The organism is Streptomyces sp. V4I23, assembly GCF_030817975.1.
Lineage (GTDB): Bacteria > Actinomycetota > Actinomycetes > Streptomycetales > Streptomycetaceae > Streptomyces.
In genome coordinates this window covers 3542868-3557151 of sequence record NZ_JAUSZW010000004.1, presented here as the reverse complement: position 1 = coordinate 3557151, position 14284 = coordinate 3542868, and the positions used below count along the sequence as shown (strand labels likewise).

17 protein-coding genes are annotated in these 14284 nt (G+C 71.1%); 13 read left to right on the top strand and 4 right to left on the bottom strand.

The features are described from left to right. Nucleotides 1-4: 4 nt before the first annotated feature. The 5 genes from rpmG (at nt 5) to QFZ82_RS18320 (ending at nt 2213) form a co-directional block, all read left to right on the top strand. On the top strand, nt 5-169 hold the full coding sequence (rpmG, locus tag QFZ82_RS18340; protein ID WP_030361075.1) for a 50S ribosomal protein L33: 165 nt from the start codon (nt 5-7) through the stop codon (nt 167-169). 5 nt (nt 170-174) lie between these two features. Next, the gene (locus QFZ82_RS18335; RefSeq protein ID WP_177149561.1) at nt 175-429 is read left to right on the top strand and encodes a type B 50S ribosomal protein L31; all 255 of its coding nucleotides are present in this window, start codon (nt 175-177) and stop codon (nt 427-429) included. Next, a complete protein-coding gene (locus tag QFZ82_RS18330; protein ID WP_307714198.1) occupies nt 429-1562 on the top strand; it encodes a GTP-binding protein in 1134 nt (377 codons plus the stop codon). Before QFZ82_RS18335 ends, QFZ82_RS18330 begins: the two co-directional genes overlap by 1 nt. 1 nt (nt 1563) lies before the next feature. After that, a complete protein-coding gene (gene rpsR / locus QFZ82_RS18325) occupies nt 1564-1806 on the top strand; it encodes a 30S ribosomal protein S18 (protein WP_307714197.1) in 243 nt (80 codons plus the stop codon). A 170-nt stretch (nt 1807-1976) separates the two neighbouring features. Then, the gene (locus QFZ82_RS18320) at nt 1977-2213 is read left to right on the top strand and encodes a DUF397 domain-containing protein (protein ID WP_177149558.1); all 237 of its coding nucleotides are present in this window, start codon (nt 1977-1979) and stop codon (nt 2211-2213) included. A 45-nt stretch (nt 2214-2258) separates the two neighbouring features. Here the strand turns inward: QFZ82_RS18320 and QFZ82_RS18315 are convergent, their stop codons facing one another. After that, nucleotides 2259-2753 (bottom strand): ATP-binding protein, encoded by a 495-nt coding sequence (locus QFZ82_RS18315; RefSeq protein WP_307714196.1) that lies wholly within the window; start codon nt 2751-2753, stop codon nt 2259-2261. A gap of 324 nt (nt 2754-3077) precedes the next feature. On the opposite strand from QFZ82_RS18315, the gene QFZ82_RS18310 reads away from it, so the two are divergent. The 5 genes from QFZ82_RS18310 (at nt 3078) to QFZ82_RS18290 (ending at nt 7174) form a co-directional block, all read left to right on the top strand. Continuing rightward, the gene (locus tag QFZ82_RS18310; RefSeq protein ID WP_307714195.1) at nt 3078-3977 is read left to right on the top strand and encodes a helix-turn-helix transcriptional regulator; all 900 of its coding nucleotides are present in this window, start codon (nt 3078-3080) and stop codon (nt 3975-3977) included. Nucleotides 3978-4068: 91 nt separating this feature from the next. Continuing rightward, nucleotides 4069-5526: an aldehyde dehydrogenase family protein gene (locus QFZ82_RS18305; protein WP_307714194.1), complete on the top strand. Its 1458-nt coding sequence runs from the start codon at nt 4069-4071 to the stop codon at nt 5524-5526. A 112-nt stretch (nt 5527-5638) separates the two neighbouring features. Continuing rightward, the gene (locus QFZ82_RS18300) at nt 5639-6217 is read left to right on the top strand and encodes a DinB family protein (RefSeq protein ID WP_307714193.1); all 579 of its coding nucleotides are present in this window, start codon (nt 5639-5641) and stop codon (nt 6215-6217) included. A 42-nt stretch (nt 6218-6259) separates the two neighbouring features. Further along, nucleotides 6260-6478, top strand: a complete 219-nt coding sequence (locus tag QFZ82_RS18295; protein WP_177149553.1) for a hypothetical protein — start codon at nt 6260-6262, stop codon at nt 6476-6478. Nucleotides 6479-6532: 54 nt separating this feature from the next. Then, nucleotides 6533-7174, top strand: coding sequence for a PadR family transcriptional regulator (locus QFZ82_RS18290; protein WP_307714192.1), 642 nt, complete (start codon nt 6533-6535; stop codon nt 7172-7174). A 9-nt stretch (nt 7175-7183) separates the two neighbouring features. Here the strand turns inward: QFZ82_RS18290 and QFZ82_RS18285 are convergent, their stop codons facing one another. Further along, entirely contained in the window at nt 7184-8602 is a 1419-nt protein-coding gene (locus QFZ82_RS18285) for a glutamate decarboxylase (protein WP_307714191.1), read from the bottom strand. Nucleotides 8603-8688: 86 nt separating this feature from the next. Here QFZ82_RS18285 and QFZ82_RS18280 point away from each other — a divergent pair, with 86 nt between their 5' ends. Both QFZ82_RS18280 and QFZ82_RS18275 read left to right on the top strand, forming a co-directional pair. Continuing rightward, a complete protein-coding gene (locus QFZ82_RS18280; protein ID WP_307714190.1) occupies nt 8689-9447 on the top strand; it encodes a MerR family transcriptional regulator in 759 nt (252 codons plus the stop codon). 203 nt (nt 9448-9650) lie between these two features. After that, the gene (locus QFZ82_RS18275) at nt 9651-10343 is read left to right on the top strand and encodes a DedA family protein (protein ID WP_307714189.1); all 693 of its coding nucleotides are present in this window, start codon (nt 9651-9653) and stop codon (nt 10341-10343) included. Nucleotides 10344-10433: 90 nt separating this feature from the next. Here the strand turns inward: QFZ82_RS18275 and QFZ82_RS18270 are convergent, their stop codons facing one another. Together QFZ82_RS18270 and QFZ82_RS18265 are read right to left on the bottom strand one after the other, a co-directional pair. Beyond that, on the bottom strand, nt 10434-12101 hold the full coding sequence (locus QFZ82_RS18270) for a threonine/serine exporter ThrE family protein (RefSeq protein WP_307714188.1): 1668 nt from the start codon (nt 12099-12101) through the stop codon (nt 10434-10436). Nucleotides 12102-12240: 139 nt separating this feature from the next. Beyond that, the gene (locus QFZ82_RS18265; protein WP_017949744.1) at nt 12241-12735 is read right to left on the bottom strand and encodes an inorganic diphosphatase; all 495 of its coding nucleotides are present in this window, start codon (nt 12733-12735) and stop codon (nt 12241-12243) included. A 97-nt stretch (nt 12736-12832) separates the two neighbouring features. On the opposite strand from QFZ82_RS18265, the gene dacB reads away from it, so the two are divergent. Next, entirely contained in the window at nt 12833-14236 is a 1404-nt protein-coding gene (gene dacB, locus QFZ82_RS18260) for a D-alanyl-D-alanine carboxypeptidase/D-alanyl-D-alanine-endopeptidase (protein ID WP_307714187.1), read from the top strand. Nucleotides 14237-14284: the final 48 nt, after the last annotated feature.

The window sequence follows — 14284 nt, the reverse complement described above, 5'->3', positions numbered from 1 at the left end:
CCGTATGGCTCGCAACGAACTCCGCCCGGTCATCAAGCTCCGCTCCACCGCGGGCACCGGCTACACCTACGTCACCCGCAAGAACCGCCGTAACGACCCCGACCGCCTGACGCTGCGCAAGTACGACCCGGTCGCCGGCCGCCACGTCGACTTCCGAGAGGAGCGCTGAGCTCGATGAAGCCCGGCATCCACCCCCCGTACGCGCCTGTCGTCTTCCGCGACAAGGTCGCGAACTTCGCGATCCTCACGCGATCGACCGCCACCAGCGACAAGACGATCGACTGGGAGGACGGCAACACCTATCCGGTCATCGACGTCGAGATCTCCTCGGCGAGCCACCCCTTCTACACAGGCCAGGCCCGCGTCCTCGACACCGCCGGACGCGTCGAGCGTTTCGAGCGCCGCTACGGCCGGCGCGAGGCCCGCTGATGCTGCCCGTCGCGATCGTCGCCGGGCTGCACGCCGAAGCCCGCCGAGAGACCGTGGAGCGGCTGCTCGCCTCGGTGCCCGGCAGCGTCGCGCTCCACCACGACCTCTCCACGGCGGAGCGGGGCACCGTCGTGCGCACGGTGCGCGACGCGTTCCGTGTCCGCGACACCGGCGAGACGCCGCTGGTCAACGACTGCGCCTGCTGCGCGCTGCGCGAGGACCTGATGCCCGAGCTCGTGCGGCTCGCCGAGGACGGGGCGACCCGCCTCGCGATCGTCGAGCTGTGGGACTCCGTGGAGCCCAAGGCCATGGCCGAGGTCGTCGCCGCGCACGGCGGTGAACGGCTCGCCGTCACCTCGGTGATGTGCGCCGTCGACCCGGCGCTGCTCCTGCCCTGCCTCGGCAACGGCGACGACCTCGCCGAGGCCGGGCTCGCCGCGGCGTCGACGGACCGCCGCACGATCGCCGACACCTGGGCGCGCCAGCTGGAGTACGCGCCCGTGATCGCCGTGGTCGAGAGCGAGGACGCCGACGAGGAGGACCGCGCGCTGCTGACTCAGCTGCACCCGACCGCCCGCCGCGTCCCCGTGGGCTCGGACGAACTCGCCGCCGCGGCCACGGCCGGCTTCGACGTGGAGGCGGCCGCCGCCGCCCAGCACCCGGCCTGCGCGCTGCTGCCGCAGGAGGCGGACGACTGCGGTGTCACCACCTACGTCTGGCACCGCGCACGCCCCTTCCATCCGGAGCGGCTGTACGCGGCTCTGGAGGACCTGACCTGTGCGGCCGCCCGCAGCCGCGGCCGGTTCTGGCTCGCCGACCGGCCGGACACCCTGCTGGCGTGGGACGCCGCCGGCGGCGCGCTGTGCGTCGAGAGCGCGGGCCCCTGGCTCGCCTCGCTGCCGGACGCCGCCTGGGAGATGGTGCCGCCGGTGCGCCGGGCGGCCGCGGCCCTGGACTGGCACCCCGAGCACGGGGACTGCTGCCAGCACCTGGTCTTCACCTCGCCGGGCCTCGACCGCGACGGCCTGGAAATGCTCCTCGAATCCTGTCTGCTGACCGACGCCGAGTACGCCGCGGGCCGCGAGGCCTGGAAGCGGCTGCCGCCCGCCTTCGACTCCCTCCTGGAGGTCTGACATGTCCCCCCGCCGCACCGACCCGCGCAAGCCCGCGAAATCCCGCCCGAATCCCCTGGATCAGGCCGGCATCACCTACATCGACTACAAGGACACCGATCTGCTGCGGAAGTTCATCTCCGACCGCGGCAAGATCCGCAGCCGCCGGGTGACCCGGGTGACGGCGCAGCAGCAGCGGCTGCTGGCCCGCGCGATCAAGAACGCCCGGGAGATGGCCCTGTTGCCGTACGCGTCCACGCGCTGAGACCACCGCGCGTGGCACGCGTGCCGCCGGCGCGTGAGAGCGCTTCCGTAGTCGCGACAGCACCGCCCGTGCACGTGCATCTGCCAGTGCATCCGCCCATGCATCGGCATATGAACACAGCTATGATCCCGGATGGTTGAGACCTGCACCTTGCACCCCGGGAGCGACTTGTGCACCACGTGTACAACGGCATGACCGCCACGGAGCTTCAGGGAGTCGTCTGGCAGAAGAGCAGACACAGCAACTCCCAGGGCTCCTGCGTGGAATTCGCCAAGCTGCCCGGCGGTGATGTGGCGATGCGCAACTCACGGCACCCGGACGGTCCCGCACTCGTATACACGCCCGCGGAGATAGAAGCGTTGCTTCTGGGCGTCAAGGACGGGGAATTCGACCACTTGGTCGCGTGAATGGCCGGGGCGGGCCGGCCCCCGATCCGGCCCGCCCCCGCGAGGTCAGCCCAGGCGGAACAGCGCCCAGACGACCTTGCCGCGCAGCGAACCGGCGAGCGGGTGCCAGCCCCAGCCGTCGCTGAAGGAATCGACGAGAAACAGACCGCGCCCCGATTCCGCCGAGAAGTCCTCCTCGGACTCCCTGGCCATGGGCCCGTCGTGGCTGGGATCGCGCACCGCGCAGACCAGCCGGCCCGTCCAGCGCATCAGATGCAGCCGCACCGGCGGCTCCTTGGCGTTCTCCCGCGGCGCCGTGTCGGAGGGCAGCGCGTGGCGCAGGGCGTTGGTGACGAGCTCGGAGACGACCAGGGCGACGTCGTCGAAGCGGTGGTCCAGCTCCCACTGGCCGAGCGTGGCCCGGGTGAACTGGCGTGCGCCGCGCACCGCTTCGTAACGGGCCGGCAGAGCGCAGGAGACGGAGCTGGAGACGGCCGAGGGATCGATCGGCGGAAGGCCCTGCCGTAACGGCTCGAGCATGGTCGATCCATTCGTCCCCATGCGAGGCACTCCCGGGAATCGCGGCTGTGACGCTACAACACGAACGAGCACGCAGGTGCGCGAGCACCATGGTTCCCAATGCGCAGGGCAGATGCAAGGGCAGATGCACGTGCACGCGCCGGACCTGTCCGACCCCGTGCCGGTTCTTGCTCATTTCTTCTGCGGGTTTCTTCCGCTCCGCCGTTCACCGGCTTCCCATTTCCGTAACCGGACGAGTACGGGCTGAAGCGTTTTGGTGGCAGAATCCGGCTCTTGGGTTCGGGGGGACCCTCGTGGAGGATCGGTCCGTGCCGAACGGCGCGGGGAGTGGGGAGGGTTGGAGTCGTGACAGCAGGCGAGACGGCGTCGTGGGCGCACCCCGGCGGTGAGGGCCCGGGCGGAGGCTCGGTGGTGCGGCGCATCCTGCTGGGCTCCCAGCTCAGAAGGCTGAGGGAGTCCCGCGGTATCACCCGGGAGGCCGCCGGATACTCCATCCGCGCGTCCGAGTCCAAGATCAGCCGCATGGAGTTGGGCCGCGTGAGCTTCAAGGCGCGGGACGTCGAGGACCTGCTCACGCTCTACGGGGTGGCCGACGAGGCCGAGCGCAGGTCCCTCCTCGGCCTCGCCAAGGAGGCCAACGTCGCCGGCTGGTGGCACAGCTTCGGCGACGTGCTGCCCGGCTGGTTCCAGACATACATCGGCCTCGAAGGAGCCGCCTCCCTCATCCGCATCTACGAGGTGCAGTTCGTGCACGGACTGCTGCAGACCGAGTCGTACGCGCATGCCGTCGTCACCCGCGGCATGCCCGACGCCCCCGCGGCCGAGATCGACCGCCGCGTCGCCCTGCGCCTCGAGAGGCAGAAGGCCCTCGTCTCCGAGCACGCCCCCCGCCTCCACGTGGTGCTCGACGAGGCGGCGCTGCGCCGGCCCTACGGCGACCGTGCGGTGATGCAGGCGCAGTTGAGGCATCTCATCGAGGTCTCCGAGCAGCCGAACATCACGCTGCAGGTGATGCCGTTCAGTTTCGGCGGGCACGCGGGCGAGAGCGGCGCGTTCACGATGCTGCGCTTCCCCGAGTCGGACCTCTCCGACATCGTCTACCTGGAGCAGTTGACGAGCGCCCTCTACCTGGACAAGCGCGAGGAAGTGGCCCACTACGAACGGGTGATGAAGCGGCTCGAGGAGGACAGCCCGGACGCCGCGGAGACCCGCGACCTTCTCCGGGGACTCCTTCAACTCACCTGAAACACAAGTACGATGACGCCACATCAGTCCCGGACCATCTGACTTCTGTGCTTCTGCCGGCCACAGCCGCGTATGCCTCTGGAGCGATCACATGTCCTTCTTCAGTGAACTGGCACTTCAGTACATAGACGGCGAGTGGAGGCAGGGCAGCGGCTCCTGGGACATCATCGACTTCAACCCGTTCGACGGCGAGAAGCTGGCGTCCGTCACCGTGGCCACCGCGGCCGAGGTCGATCAGGCGTACCGCGCCGCCGAGCGCGCGCAGGAAGCCTGGGCCGAGACCAACCCGTACACCCGCCGGCTGGTCTTCGAGCGCGCCCTGCGGATCATCGAGGACCGCGAGAAGGAGATCACCGAGACGATCATCGCGGAGCTCGGCGGCACGCATCTGAAGGCGGGCTTCGAGCTGCACCTCGCCAAGGAGTTCCTGCGCGAGGCGATGCAGCTCGCCCTGCGTCCCGAGGGCCGCATCCTGCCCTCGCCGATCGACGGCAAGGAGAACAGGGTCTACCGCGTCCCGGTCGGCGTCGTCGGTGTCATCAGCCCGTTCAACTTCCCGTTCCTGCTCTCCCTCAAGTCGGTCGCCCCGGCGCTCGCGCTCGGCAACGCCGTCGTCCTCAAGCCGCACCAGAACACGCCGATCTGCGGCGGCTCCCTGGTCGCCAAGGTCTTCGAGGACGCGGGGCTGCCCGCCGGTCTGCTGAACGTGGTCATCACGGACATCGCCGAGATCGGCGACGCCCTGCTGGAGCACCCGGTGCCCAAGGCCATCTCCTTCACCGGCTCCGACAAGGTGGGCCGCCACGTAGCCACCGTCTGCGCGGCCAACTTCAAGCACGCCATCCTCGAACTGGGCGGCAACAGCGCGCTGATCGTCCTCGACGACGCCGACATCGACTACGCGGTCGACGCCGCGGTCTTCAGCCGCTACGTGCACCAGGGCCAGGTCTGCATGGCGGCCAACCGCATCCTGGTCGACCGCTCGGTGCAGCAGGAGTTCACCGAGAAGTTCGTCGCCAAGGTGAAGACGCTGAAGGTGGGAGACCCGGCCGACCCGACGACCCACATCGGCCCGCTGATCAACGCCTCGCAGGCCGACGCGGTGACCTCGCTCGTCGAGCAGACGGTCGAGGCGGGCGCGACCGCGCTGCTGCACGGTGCGACCGACGGCAACCTGGTCGCGCCCTCGGTCCTGACCGACCTGCCGGCCGGCTCGCCCGTGCTCAGCCAGGAGATCTTCGGCCCGGTCGCCCTGGTGATCCCCTTCGACGGGGAGGACGAGGCGGTACGGATCGCCAACGACACCCCGTACGGCCTCAGCGGCGCCGTGCACACGGGCGACATCGAGCGCGGTGTCCGGCTCGCCAAGCGGGTCCGCACCGGCATGATCCATATCAATGACGGCACGGTGCACGACGAGCCGATCGTCCCCTTCGGAGGCGAGAAGCACTCCGGTGTCGGGCGGCTGAACGGCGACTCGATGCTCGACGCGTTCACCACCCAGAAGTGGATCTCGGTGCAGCACGGCCGCTCTCAGTTCCCCTTCTGACATTTCCCGTGCTACGGACCCTTGAGGACAGAACCTGTCCTCAAGGGTCCGTAGCGTGAGGGGTGTCGAAAAGGGGAGAGGCCCTCTCCCCGCGGACCGGAAGGCGGACACCATGGTCACTCACGTTCCCGCGGAGGCCCACGGCGACGAGCGCGGCGCGCTGCTGAGTTTCGTCGAGGCACAGCGCGGCGCCATCCGGCGTTCCGTGCTCGGACTGACCGAGGAGCAGGCCGCGAGCCGCCCGAGCGCCAGCGAACTCTCGCTGTCGGGACTGCTCAAGCACGTCGCCGAGATGGAGCTCAACTGGCTGCGGATGGCGCAGCAGAAGCCGGGGGCACCTCCCAGGCGAAGCTCTGGGGGAGAACGGCAGCGCTCGGAGGAGACCTGGGGCGACAGCTTCCGTCTCGTGGACGGCGAGACGATCGATGCGACGCTGACCTTCTGGGCCTCGGTCTCGAAGGAGACCGCGGAGTTCGTCCGCTCGGTGCCGAGCCTGGACGACACCTTCCCGCTGCCGCCCGCGCCCTGGTTCCCCAAGGACGGCCGGGTGTCCATGCGCTGGCTGCTGCTCCACCTGGTCGAGGAGATCGCCCGCCACGCCGGCCACGCCGACGTCATCCGCGAGTCGCTGGACGGCAAGGGCGCCTTCGACCTGGTGGCCCTGGAGCAGGGCGGCGGCCCGGGCGCGTAGCCCCGACATGTGCCCGCCGTCGTGTCGGCCCACCCTGGAAGCATGGCCCATGACGAAAGGACCCCGATCGTCGTCCACGCCGTCACGCCCGCCGATCCGCCGTTCCGCCTGGTGGAGATCAACGGCATCGTGGCCGGGACCGCCCGCGATCTGCTGGACGTGGTCCACCTGGCGCACGAGGCCGGTCTGCCCCACGTCGACCTCGACGATCCCGGGGTCGTGAGGTGGGTCGGCGGCGGCAAGTACAAGTGGACGCGCTGACCGGCGGATCGGTCGCCCGCGTACCCTGGTCAAACTTGAACAGGAGGGACGCGGATGTCGGCGATCCGGCTGCTGGTCCTGGGTGCGGTGCGCCAGCACGGGCGGGCGCACGGCTACCAGGTCCGCAACGACCTGGAGTACTGGGGCGCGCACGAGTGGTCCAACGCCAAGCCGGGATCGATCTACCACGCGCTCAAGCACATGGCGAAGCAGGGACTGCTGTACGCGCACGAGACGGCGCCGTCGACAGCGGGCGGGCCGCCGCGCACCGAGTACGAGATCACCGACAAGGGCACGCAGGAGTTCTTCGCCCTCCTGCGCGCGTCCCTGACCGCCTACGACCAGAAGCCGGACGTGCTCTCGGCGGCGCTCGGCTTCATCGTGGACCTGCCGCGCTCCGAGGCGGTGGAGCTGCTCGGGCAGCGGGTGCGGAGCATCGAGGAGTGGCGCTCGTCGGTCACGGACTACTACACGCCCGAGGAGGGACCCGAATCGCTCGGCCACATCGGCGAGATCATGAACCTGTGGGTGACGCAGGCCGACTCCGGCGCCCAGTGGACCCGGGGCCTGATCGAGCGGATCGAGTCCGGCGCGTACACGTTCGCGGGGGAGGGCGCCCCCTTCGTCGGCGTCCTCGCCGAGGGCGAGGAGAACCCCTACGCGACGGGCGGGCACCACGAGGGCGACTCGCACTGACGCGACCCCTCAGTGGTGGAACGAGGTCGCCTTCGCCGTGTCCTTCTTCAGCGGCCCCGACTGTTCCCGCAGCTCCGGCAGCAGCATCCGCAGATCCTCCAGCAGCAGTTCCGCCAGGTCCGCCGAGAAGCCGTTGCGGCACACCACCCGCAGCACCGACAGGTCCTCCCGGTTCGCCGGGAAGGTGTACGCGGGCACCAGCCACCCCCGCTCCCGCAGCCGCCGCGACACGTCGAACACGTCGAAGCGCATGACGTCCGGCGCCGTCGTGAACGCGAACACCGGCAGTTCGTCGCCGTGCGTCAGGAGCCGGAAGTCGCCCAGCTCCCCGATCCGCCGCGAGAGTCTCCTCGCGACGTCCCGCGCCGTCTGCTGCACCGCCCGGTATCCCTCCCGTCCCAGCCGCAGGAACGTGTAGTACTGCGCGACCACCTGCGCGCCCGGCCGGGAGAAGTTGAGGGCGAAGGTCGGCATGTCGCCGCCCAGGTAGTTGACCCGGAAGACCAGTTCCTCCGGCAGCTCGGCCGGCGAGCGCCACAGCGCCCAGCCGACCCCTGGGTAGACCAGCCCGTACTTGTGCCCGGAGGTGTTGATCGAGGACACCCGCGGCAGCCGGAAGTCCCAGACCAGCTCCTCGTCGAGGAACGGCGCCACCATCGCCCCGGACGCGCCGTCGACATGGACGGGGATGTCGAGGCCCGTGCGCTCCTGGAGCGCGTCCAGCGCGGCGCAGACGTCGGCGACGGGCTCGAAGGACCCGTCGAAGGTCGAGCCCAGGACGGCGACGACCCCGATGGTGTTCTCGTCGCACAGCGCGGCGGCGGCCTCCGGATCGAGGTGGAAACGGTCGCCGTCCATCGGCACCTGCCGCGCCTCCACCTCCCAGAAGGCGCAGAACTTCTCCCAGCAGACCTGCACGTTCACGCCCATCACCAGATTGGGCCTGGCGCTCGCCGGATAGCGGTCGGCGTTCCTCGTCGCCCAGCGCCGCTTGAGCGCCATCCCCGCGAGCATGCACGCCTCGCTCGACCCGGTCGTCGAGCACCCCACGACCGCGGCCGGGTCCGGGGCGTGCCACAGGTCCGCGAGCATTGCCACGCAGCGGCGTTCCAGCTCCGCGGTGCGCGGGTACTCGTCCTTGTCGATCATGTTCTTGTCCCGGCACTCGCCCATCAGAACCCCTGCCTGGGGCTCCATCCAGGTGGTGACGAACGTGGCGAGGTTGAGCCGGGAGTTCCCGTCGAGCATCAGCTCGTCGTGCACGAGCTGGTACGCGGTGGAGGGCGGCAGCGGCCCGTCCGGGAGGCGGTGCGTGGGCGGGGCCGCCGTCATGCCGCCGACCGGATCCGCCTCGCCGAAGAACGGGTTGAGCGACAGCCTGCGCCGTTCCGGTCCGCCGTCACCGGACGCGCCCTGGTGGAGTGCCATGGGACTCAGGCTCACCCGGACTTGCACCTCACGCAACGTGAGGCAGCAGCCTGGGAGGCGTCACGGAAACGAAGGAGCGGAAGGCGATGAGCTACTCCGTGGGACAGGTCGCCCGTTTCGCCGGCGTCACGGTGCGCACCCTGCACCACTACGACGAGATCGGCCTGCTCAGCCCGGGCGGGCGCAGCCACGCGGGTCACCGGCGGTACGACGACGCCGACCTGGACCGGCTGCAGCAGATCCTGTTCTACCGGGAACTCGGCTTCCCGCTCGACGAGGTGGCGGCACTCCTCGACGACCCGGACGCGGACCCGCAGGCCCACCTGCGGCGGCAGCACGAGCTGCTGACCGCCCGGATCACCAAGCTGAAGGAGATGGCAGCCGCCGTTGAGCGAGCCATGGAGGCGAAGAAGATGGGCATCAACCTCACGCCCGAGGAGAAGTTCGAGGTCTTCGGGGACTTCGACCCCGACGACTACGCGGAGGAGGCCGAGCAGGGCTGGGGCGGCACCGACGCCTACAAGGAGTCGGCGCGGCGTAGCGCGTCGTACACGAAGGAGGACTGGCAGCGGATCCAAGCCGAGGCCGAGGAGATCACCCGGCGGTTCGTGGCGCTGATGGAGGCCGGTGAGGAGCCGGGCTCCGAGGCCGCGACGGACGTCGCGGAGGAGCACCGCCGGTGGATCTCCCGCAACCACTACGAGTGCACCCACGAGATGCACACCTGCCTGGCGGAGATGTACGTCTCCGACGAGCGCTTCACCCGCAACATCGACAAGGCGAAGCCGGGCCTGGCCGCCTACGAGCGCGAGGCGATCATCGCCAACGCCGCGCGGCGCGCCTGATTCGGGTCGCCGGCCGTCCACCGGGCCGTCGCCCTCCGGCCATGTGCCCCGGCCGGGACTTTGTCCCGGCCGGGGCACAGTGCATCCTGGGCGGGCCGGTGGAACGCGGCGGGGGCCCGGTGCGTTGATAGCTTTGGCCCGTCCCCGCACGCTGTACGCCGCCCGGCGCATCGCCCGACTACCGACTCAGGAGCCCGGACCTCGTGAACACCCTTGCGCTCGGACCGAGCTGGCTCGACCCGGACTATCTGATCACCACCTTCGGGCTGATCGGTGTCCTGGTCATCGTCTTCGCCGAGTCCGGCCTGCTGATCGGTTTCTTCCTGCCGGGCGACTCGCTGCTGTTCACCACGGGCCTGCTGGTGACCACCGATGTGATCAAGCAGCCGCTGTGGGTGGTCTGCACCCTCGTCGTGCTGGCCGCGATCATCGGCGACCAGGTCGGCTATCTCTTCGGCCGCAAGGTCGGTCCGGCCCTCTTCAAGCGCCCCGACTCCAAGCTCTTCAAGCAGGAGAACGTGGAGAAGGCGCACGAGTTCTTCGAGAAGTACGGCCCGAAGTCCCTGGTCCTGGCCCGCTTCGTGCCCATCGTGCGGACGTTCACGCCGATCGTCGCCGGTGTGAGCCGGATGAACTACCGCTCGTTCATCACCTTCAACGTCGTCGGCGGTGTGCTGTGGGGCGCGGGAGTGACGCTGCTCGGCGCCGCGCTCGGCAAGGTCGAGTTCGTCCACAAGAACATCGAGGCGATCCTGATCCTGATCGTGCTGATCTCAGTGCTCCCGATCGTGATCGAGGTCCTGCGGGCCCGCTCCAAGAACAAGAAGGAGGCCGCCGCCTCCGCCGACGCCGCCGAAGCGCCGTCGACCGCGCGCGGCCGCCACGCCAAGCGCTGACCCCGGCGCCCCGGGCCTGACAGCCCGTTCCGCCCAGCGCTGAGCCCGGCGCTGAGCCCGGCGCCGGGCACCCGACGCCCGTACCCGCCGTCAGAAGCCGCGCGTCCGCTTGGCCGCGCGGCGGCCGCCCGGGGCCTCCGCTCCCGGCACGCCCGCGGCTCCGGGCACCCGCAGGAAGAGCCGGGAGATCTCCCCGCCCAGGTTCACCCCGATCGCGATGGCCAGCGCCAGCGCCGCCGCCTTGCTGAGCGAGGCGAGCCCCGTGTTCAGCTCGCCCCGGGCGATCGACAGCAGCCCGAAGTACGTGGCGCTGCCCGGCAGCAGCGGCCCGATCGCGGCCGTGACGTACGGCAGGGCCGACGCGAAGCGGTAGCGGGAGAGCATCTGGCCGAACAGGCCCACCAGCCCCGCCGCGGCGGCCGTGGCAGCGACCGGCGAGACGTCGGCGGTGTCGGCGAGTGCCGCGTAGACGACCCAGGCCACCCCGCCGTTGAGGGCCGCCAGCCACACCGTGTTGCGCTCCTGCTGGAGCATCACGGCGAAGCACAGGGACAGCATCATCGCCGCCAGCGTCTGGACCACCGGGCGCTCCACCGTGTGGATGGCCGTCTCCGGCTGGAGCCCGGCGTCGAGCGCGAAGCCGAGGTACAGCACGCTCAGCACGCCGACGACGATGCCGACCACCAGGTAGCCGACCTCCAGCAGACGGGCCGCGGCCGTGATGTAGAAGCCGGTCAGACCGTCCTGCACACCGGCGACGAGCGCCCGCCCGGGGATCAGCGCGAACAGCCCACCGGTGATCACCGCCGACGCCCGCACGTCCAGCGGCGACAGCGTCAGCGCCACGCCCACCGCGGCGGGCGGCATCGCCGCCGCCACGAACTGGTAGAACTCCGGCAGTCCGCGTCCGGCCGCCAGCCAGGCCAGCCGGTCGCCGAGCATCGCGCTGACCGCGGCCGCGAGGAACACCACGATGTCACCGCCGACCAGCACGGACGCCGCACCGGCCAGCACGCCACCGGCCAGGGTGAGCGCCCAGCCGGGGTACGGGTGCCGGTTCCTGCGGATCTCCGCCAGCCGCCGGTACGCCTCCTCCAAGGTGACGTCCGACTCGTCGACGCTGATGTCGTGGACCAGCCGGTAGACCGCGGCGAGCCGGGTGTAGTCGGTGCCCCGCCGCCGCACCGTGCGGTTGGCCGTCACAGGGTCGTCGACGAGGGACGGCTGATACGTGATCGACAGCAGCGTGAAGGTGACGGTCGGCTCGCAGCGGTCCAGGCCGTACGCGCGCGTGATCGCGAACATCGCCGCCTCGACGTCCTCGGCCCCCTCGCCGCCCGCGAGCAGCAGCTCGCCGATACGCAGCGTCAGGTCGAGCACGCGCGGCACGGCGGGGCCGGCCTCGTCCTGCCGGTGCGCGGTCTCCGGCACGGGCCGCTCGCCCACGGGCATCCGCAGCATGGCCCGCATCCGGTCCTGCCAGGGCGCGTCCTTGGTGAGCCGCACCACGGGGACGCCGTGCGCGGGGGTGAAGGCCGGCGGGGAGCTCCTGGCGCTGTACGTGCTCGGCGGTGCGAAAGCCGACCCCTCCGGCTCCGGCGGCGGTTCCGGCAGCAGCCCCTCGGGAACCGCGAACTCCGAGCTGGGATGATCCTCTTCCGGTGCTCCCGGCTGCTCCACCCCGGGGGGCGGAGCGAAGGCGCTGTGCGCCTCGTCGGACTGAGGCTTCCGGTCTTCCGGACCCTCGGGCTCCGCCATATCTCGCCGTCCTCGCTCCCTCTCGTACCAGCCCTGTGTCCGGCCCTCCTGCCCAGTATGGGCACGCCCAAGGGGTGCTACGCGACGCGGGCGGGACACCGAGGTGTCCCGCCCGCGTCAGGGGTTCGTGCAAGCGGCGTCAGTGCGCGCCGCCCTGCGCCTCCAGGCGCTTGAAGGAGGCCTCGATCTCGGCCTCGGCCTCGGCGCGGCCGACCCAGTTGGCGCCCTCGACGGACTTGCCGGGCTCCAGGTCCTTGTAGACCTCGAAGAAGTGCTGGATCTCCAGGCGGTCGAACTCGGACACGTGGTGGATGTCGCGCAGGTGCTCCACGCGCGGGTCGGACGCCGGCACGCACAGCAGCTTGTCGTCGCCGCCCGCCTCGTCCGTCATCCGGAACATGCCGATGGCGCGGCACTTGATCAGGCAGCCCGGGAAGGTCGGCTCGTCGAGGATGACCAGCGCGTCCAGCGGGTCGCCGTCCTCGCCGAGGGTGTTCTCGACGAAGCCGTAGTCCGCCGGGTAGCTGGTCGAGGTGAAGAGTCGACGGTCCAGGCGGATCCGACCGGTCTCGTGGTCCACCTCGTACTTGTTCCGCGAACCCTTCGGGATCTCGATGGTGACGTCGAACTCCACGGGTGGCTCCTCCATGATCAAGACATAGCAAGACGTGATTGACGGTGATTAAGTGTCCCTCACGCACTTGGGTGATCGCGAAAGGGGCTGGTGCGGGGTGCCGAAGGTCACGACGTGGCAGCTCGCAGCGGGCGCCGCCGTTGCCGGCCTCGCCCTCGCCGCCGGGGCGGTGGCCGCGGCGGGTCCTTGGGACTCGGGCCAGCGTAAGGCCGAGAAGGAGTGGGCGGTGGCCCACGGACGTACGGGTGGCGTACATCACGGGCGGCCGGCGCCCCGGCGCCCCGCCCCCGCGCCCAGCGCCCCTGTCGTGCTCGCCGCCGCCGACGGCCCGCGCACCGCGTCCGCGAAGGACCCCGCGACCGCCCCGGCCGACCTCGCGAAGGCCCTCGGACCGCTGCTCGGAGCCCCGGCCCTCGGCCCGTCGCCGACCGCCTGCGTCATCGACCTCGGCACGGGGGAGCGGCTGTACGGGAAGGGAGCGACGGCCCCCATGACCCCCGCGTCCACCGTGAAGATAGCCACGGCCGCCGCCGCCCTGACCGCGCTCGGACCCGACCACCGCATAGCCACCACGGTCGTCGCGACCGCCGGGGCGAAGGAGATCACCCTCGTCGGCGGCGGTGACGCCACTCTCGACCGGGGCCGTCTGGCCACGCTCGCCGACCGCACGGCCCGCGCCCTGCGCGGCCGCGGCGCCGATGCCGTCCGCCTCGTCCACGACACCTCGCTCTACACCGGCCCCCTGCTGCACCCCATCGGCCCCAACGACAACATCGCCCCGGTCAGCGCCCTGATGGTCGACCAGGGGCGGAACGACCCGCGGAGCACCGGCGCCGCGACCCGCACCGCCGACCCGGCCGGCGAGGCCGCCCGCGTCTTCGCCACGATGCTGGAGGAGCGGGGCGTGCACGTGAGCGGCGTCCCCCGGCCCGGCCGGGCGGCCGCGGAGGCCGTCCCGCTCGCGCAGGTCCTCTCCGATCCCCTCTCCGCGGTCGTCGAGCGGATGCTGACCAGCAGCGACAACGACATAGCCGAGTCGCTCGCCCGGCAGACCGCGACAGCCGCCGGCGAGAAGGCGGACTTCGCCGGCGCCGGACGGGCCGTCACCGCACAGCTGCGCCGTCTCCAGCTGCCGCTGGCCGGCACCCGGTTCGCCGACGGCAGCGGCCTCAACAGGCAGGACAAGGTCTCCGCCGCCCTCCTGACGGCGCTGCTCGCCCGCTCAGGCGACCCGGCCCACCCCGAACTGCGCCCGGTTCTCACCGGCCTCCCCGTCGCCGGATTCACCGGCACCCTGGAGAACCGCTACGCACCGTCCTCGGCCGGCTCCGGCCTCGTCCGCGCCAAGACGGGCACGCTCACCGGCGTCAACACCCTCGCCGGCACCGTCGTCGGCCCGGGCGGCCGACTCCTCGGCTTCGCGTTCCTCGCCGGCGGCACCCCCTCGCGGGGCGCGGCGCAGGACGCCCTCGACCGCCTGGCGTCGGCCCTCGCGAAGTAGCCACCCGACCCGGCGTCCATCCGGGCGGGCCCTGCGTTCCGTGGGCGC

Excerpts from the sequence above, each read along its gene's own strand:
- rpmG (WP_030361075.1), top strand. The coding sequence starts at position 5 with ATGGCTCGCAACGAACTCCGCCCGGTCATCAAGCTCCGCTCCACCGCG.
- QFZ82_RS18335 (WP_177149561.1), top strand. The coding sequence starts at position 175 with ATGAAGCCCGGCATCCACCCCCCGTACGCGCCTGTCGTCTTCCGCGAC.
- QFZ82_RS18330 (WP_307714198.1), top strand. The coding sequence starts at position 429 with ATGCTGCCCGTCGCGATCGTCGCCGGGCTGCACGCCGAAGCCCGCCGA.
- rpsR (WP_307714197.1), top strand. The coding sequence starts at position 1,564 with ATGTCCCCCCGCCGCACCGACCCGCGCAAGCCCGCGAAATCCCGCCCG.
- QFZ82_RS18315 (WP_307714196.1), bottom strand. The coding sequence starts at position 2,753 with ATGGGGACGAATGGATCGACCATGCTCGAGCCGTTACGGCAGGGCCTT.
- QFZ82_RS18305 (WP_307714194.1), top strand. The coding sequence starts at position 4,069 with ATGTCCTTCTTCAGTGAACTGGCACTTCAGTACATAGACGGCGAGTGG.
- QFZ82_RS18300 (WP_307714193.1), top strand. The coding sequence starts at position 5,639 with ATGGTCACTCACGTTCCCGCGGAGGCCCACGGCGACGAGCGCGGCGCG.
- QFZ82_RS18295 (WP_177149553.1), top strand. The coding sequence starts at position 6,260 with ATGGCCCATGACGAAAGGACCCCGATCGTCGTCCACGCCGTCACGCCC.
- QFZ82_RS18290 (WP_307714192.1), top strand. The coding sequence starts at position 6,533 with ATGTCGGCGATCCGGCTGCTGGTCCTGGGTGCGGTGCGCCAGCACGGG.
- QFZ82_RS18285 (WP_307714191.1), bottom strand. The coding sequence starts at position 8,602 with ATGGCACTCCACCAGGGCGCGTCCGGTGACGGCGGACCGGAACGGCGC.
- QFZ82_RS18280 (WP_307714190.1), top strand. The coding sequence starts at position 8,689 with ATGAGCTACTCCGTGGGACAGGTCGCCCGTTTCGCCGGCGTCACGGTG.
- QFZ82_RS18270 (WP_307714188.1), bottom strand. The coding sequence starts at position 12,101 with ATGGCGGAGCCCGAGGGTCCGGAAGACCGGAAGCCTCAGTCCGACGAG.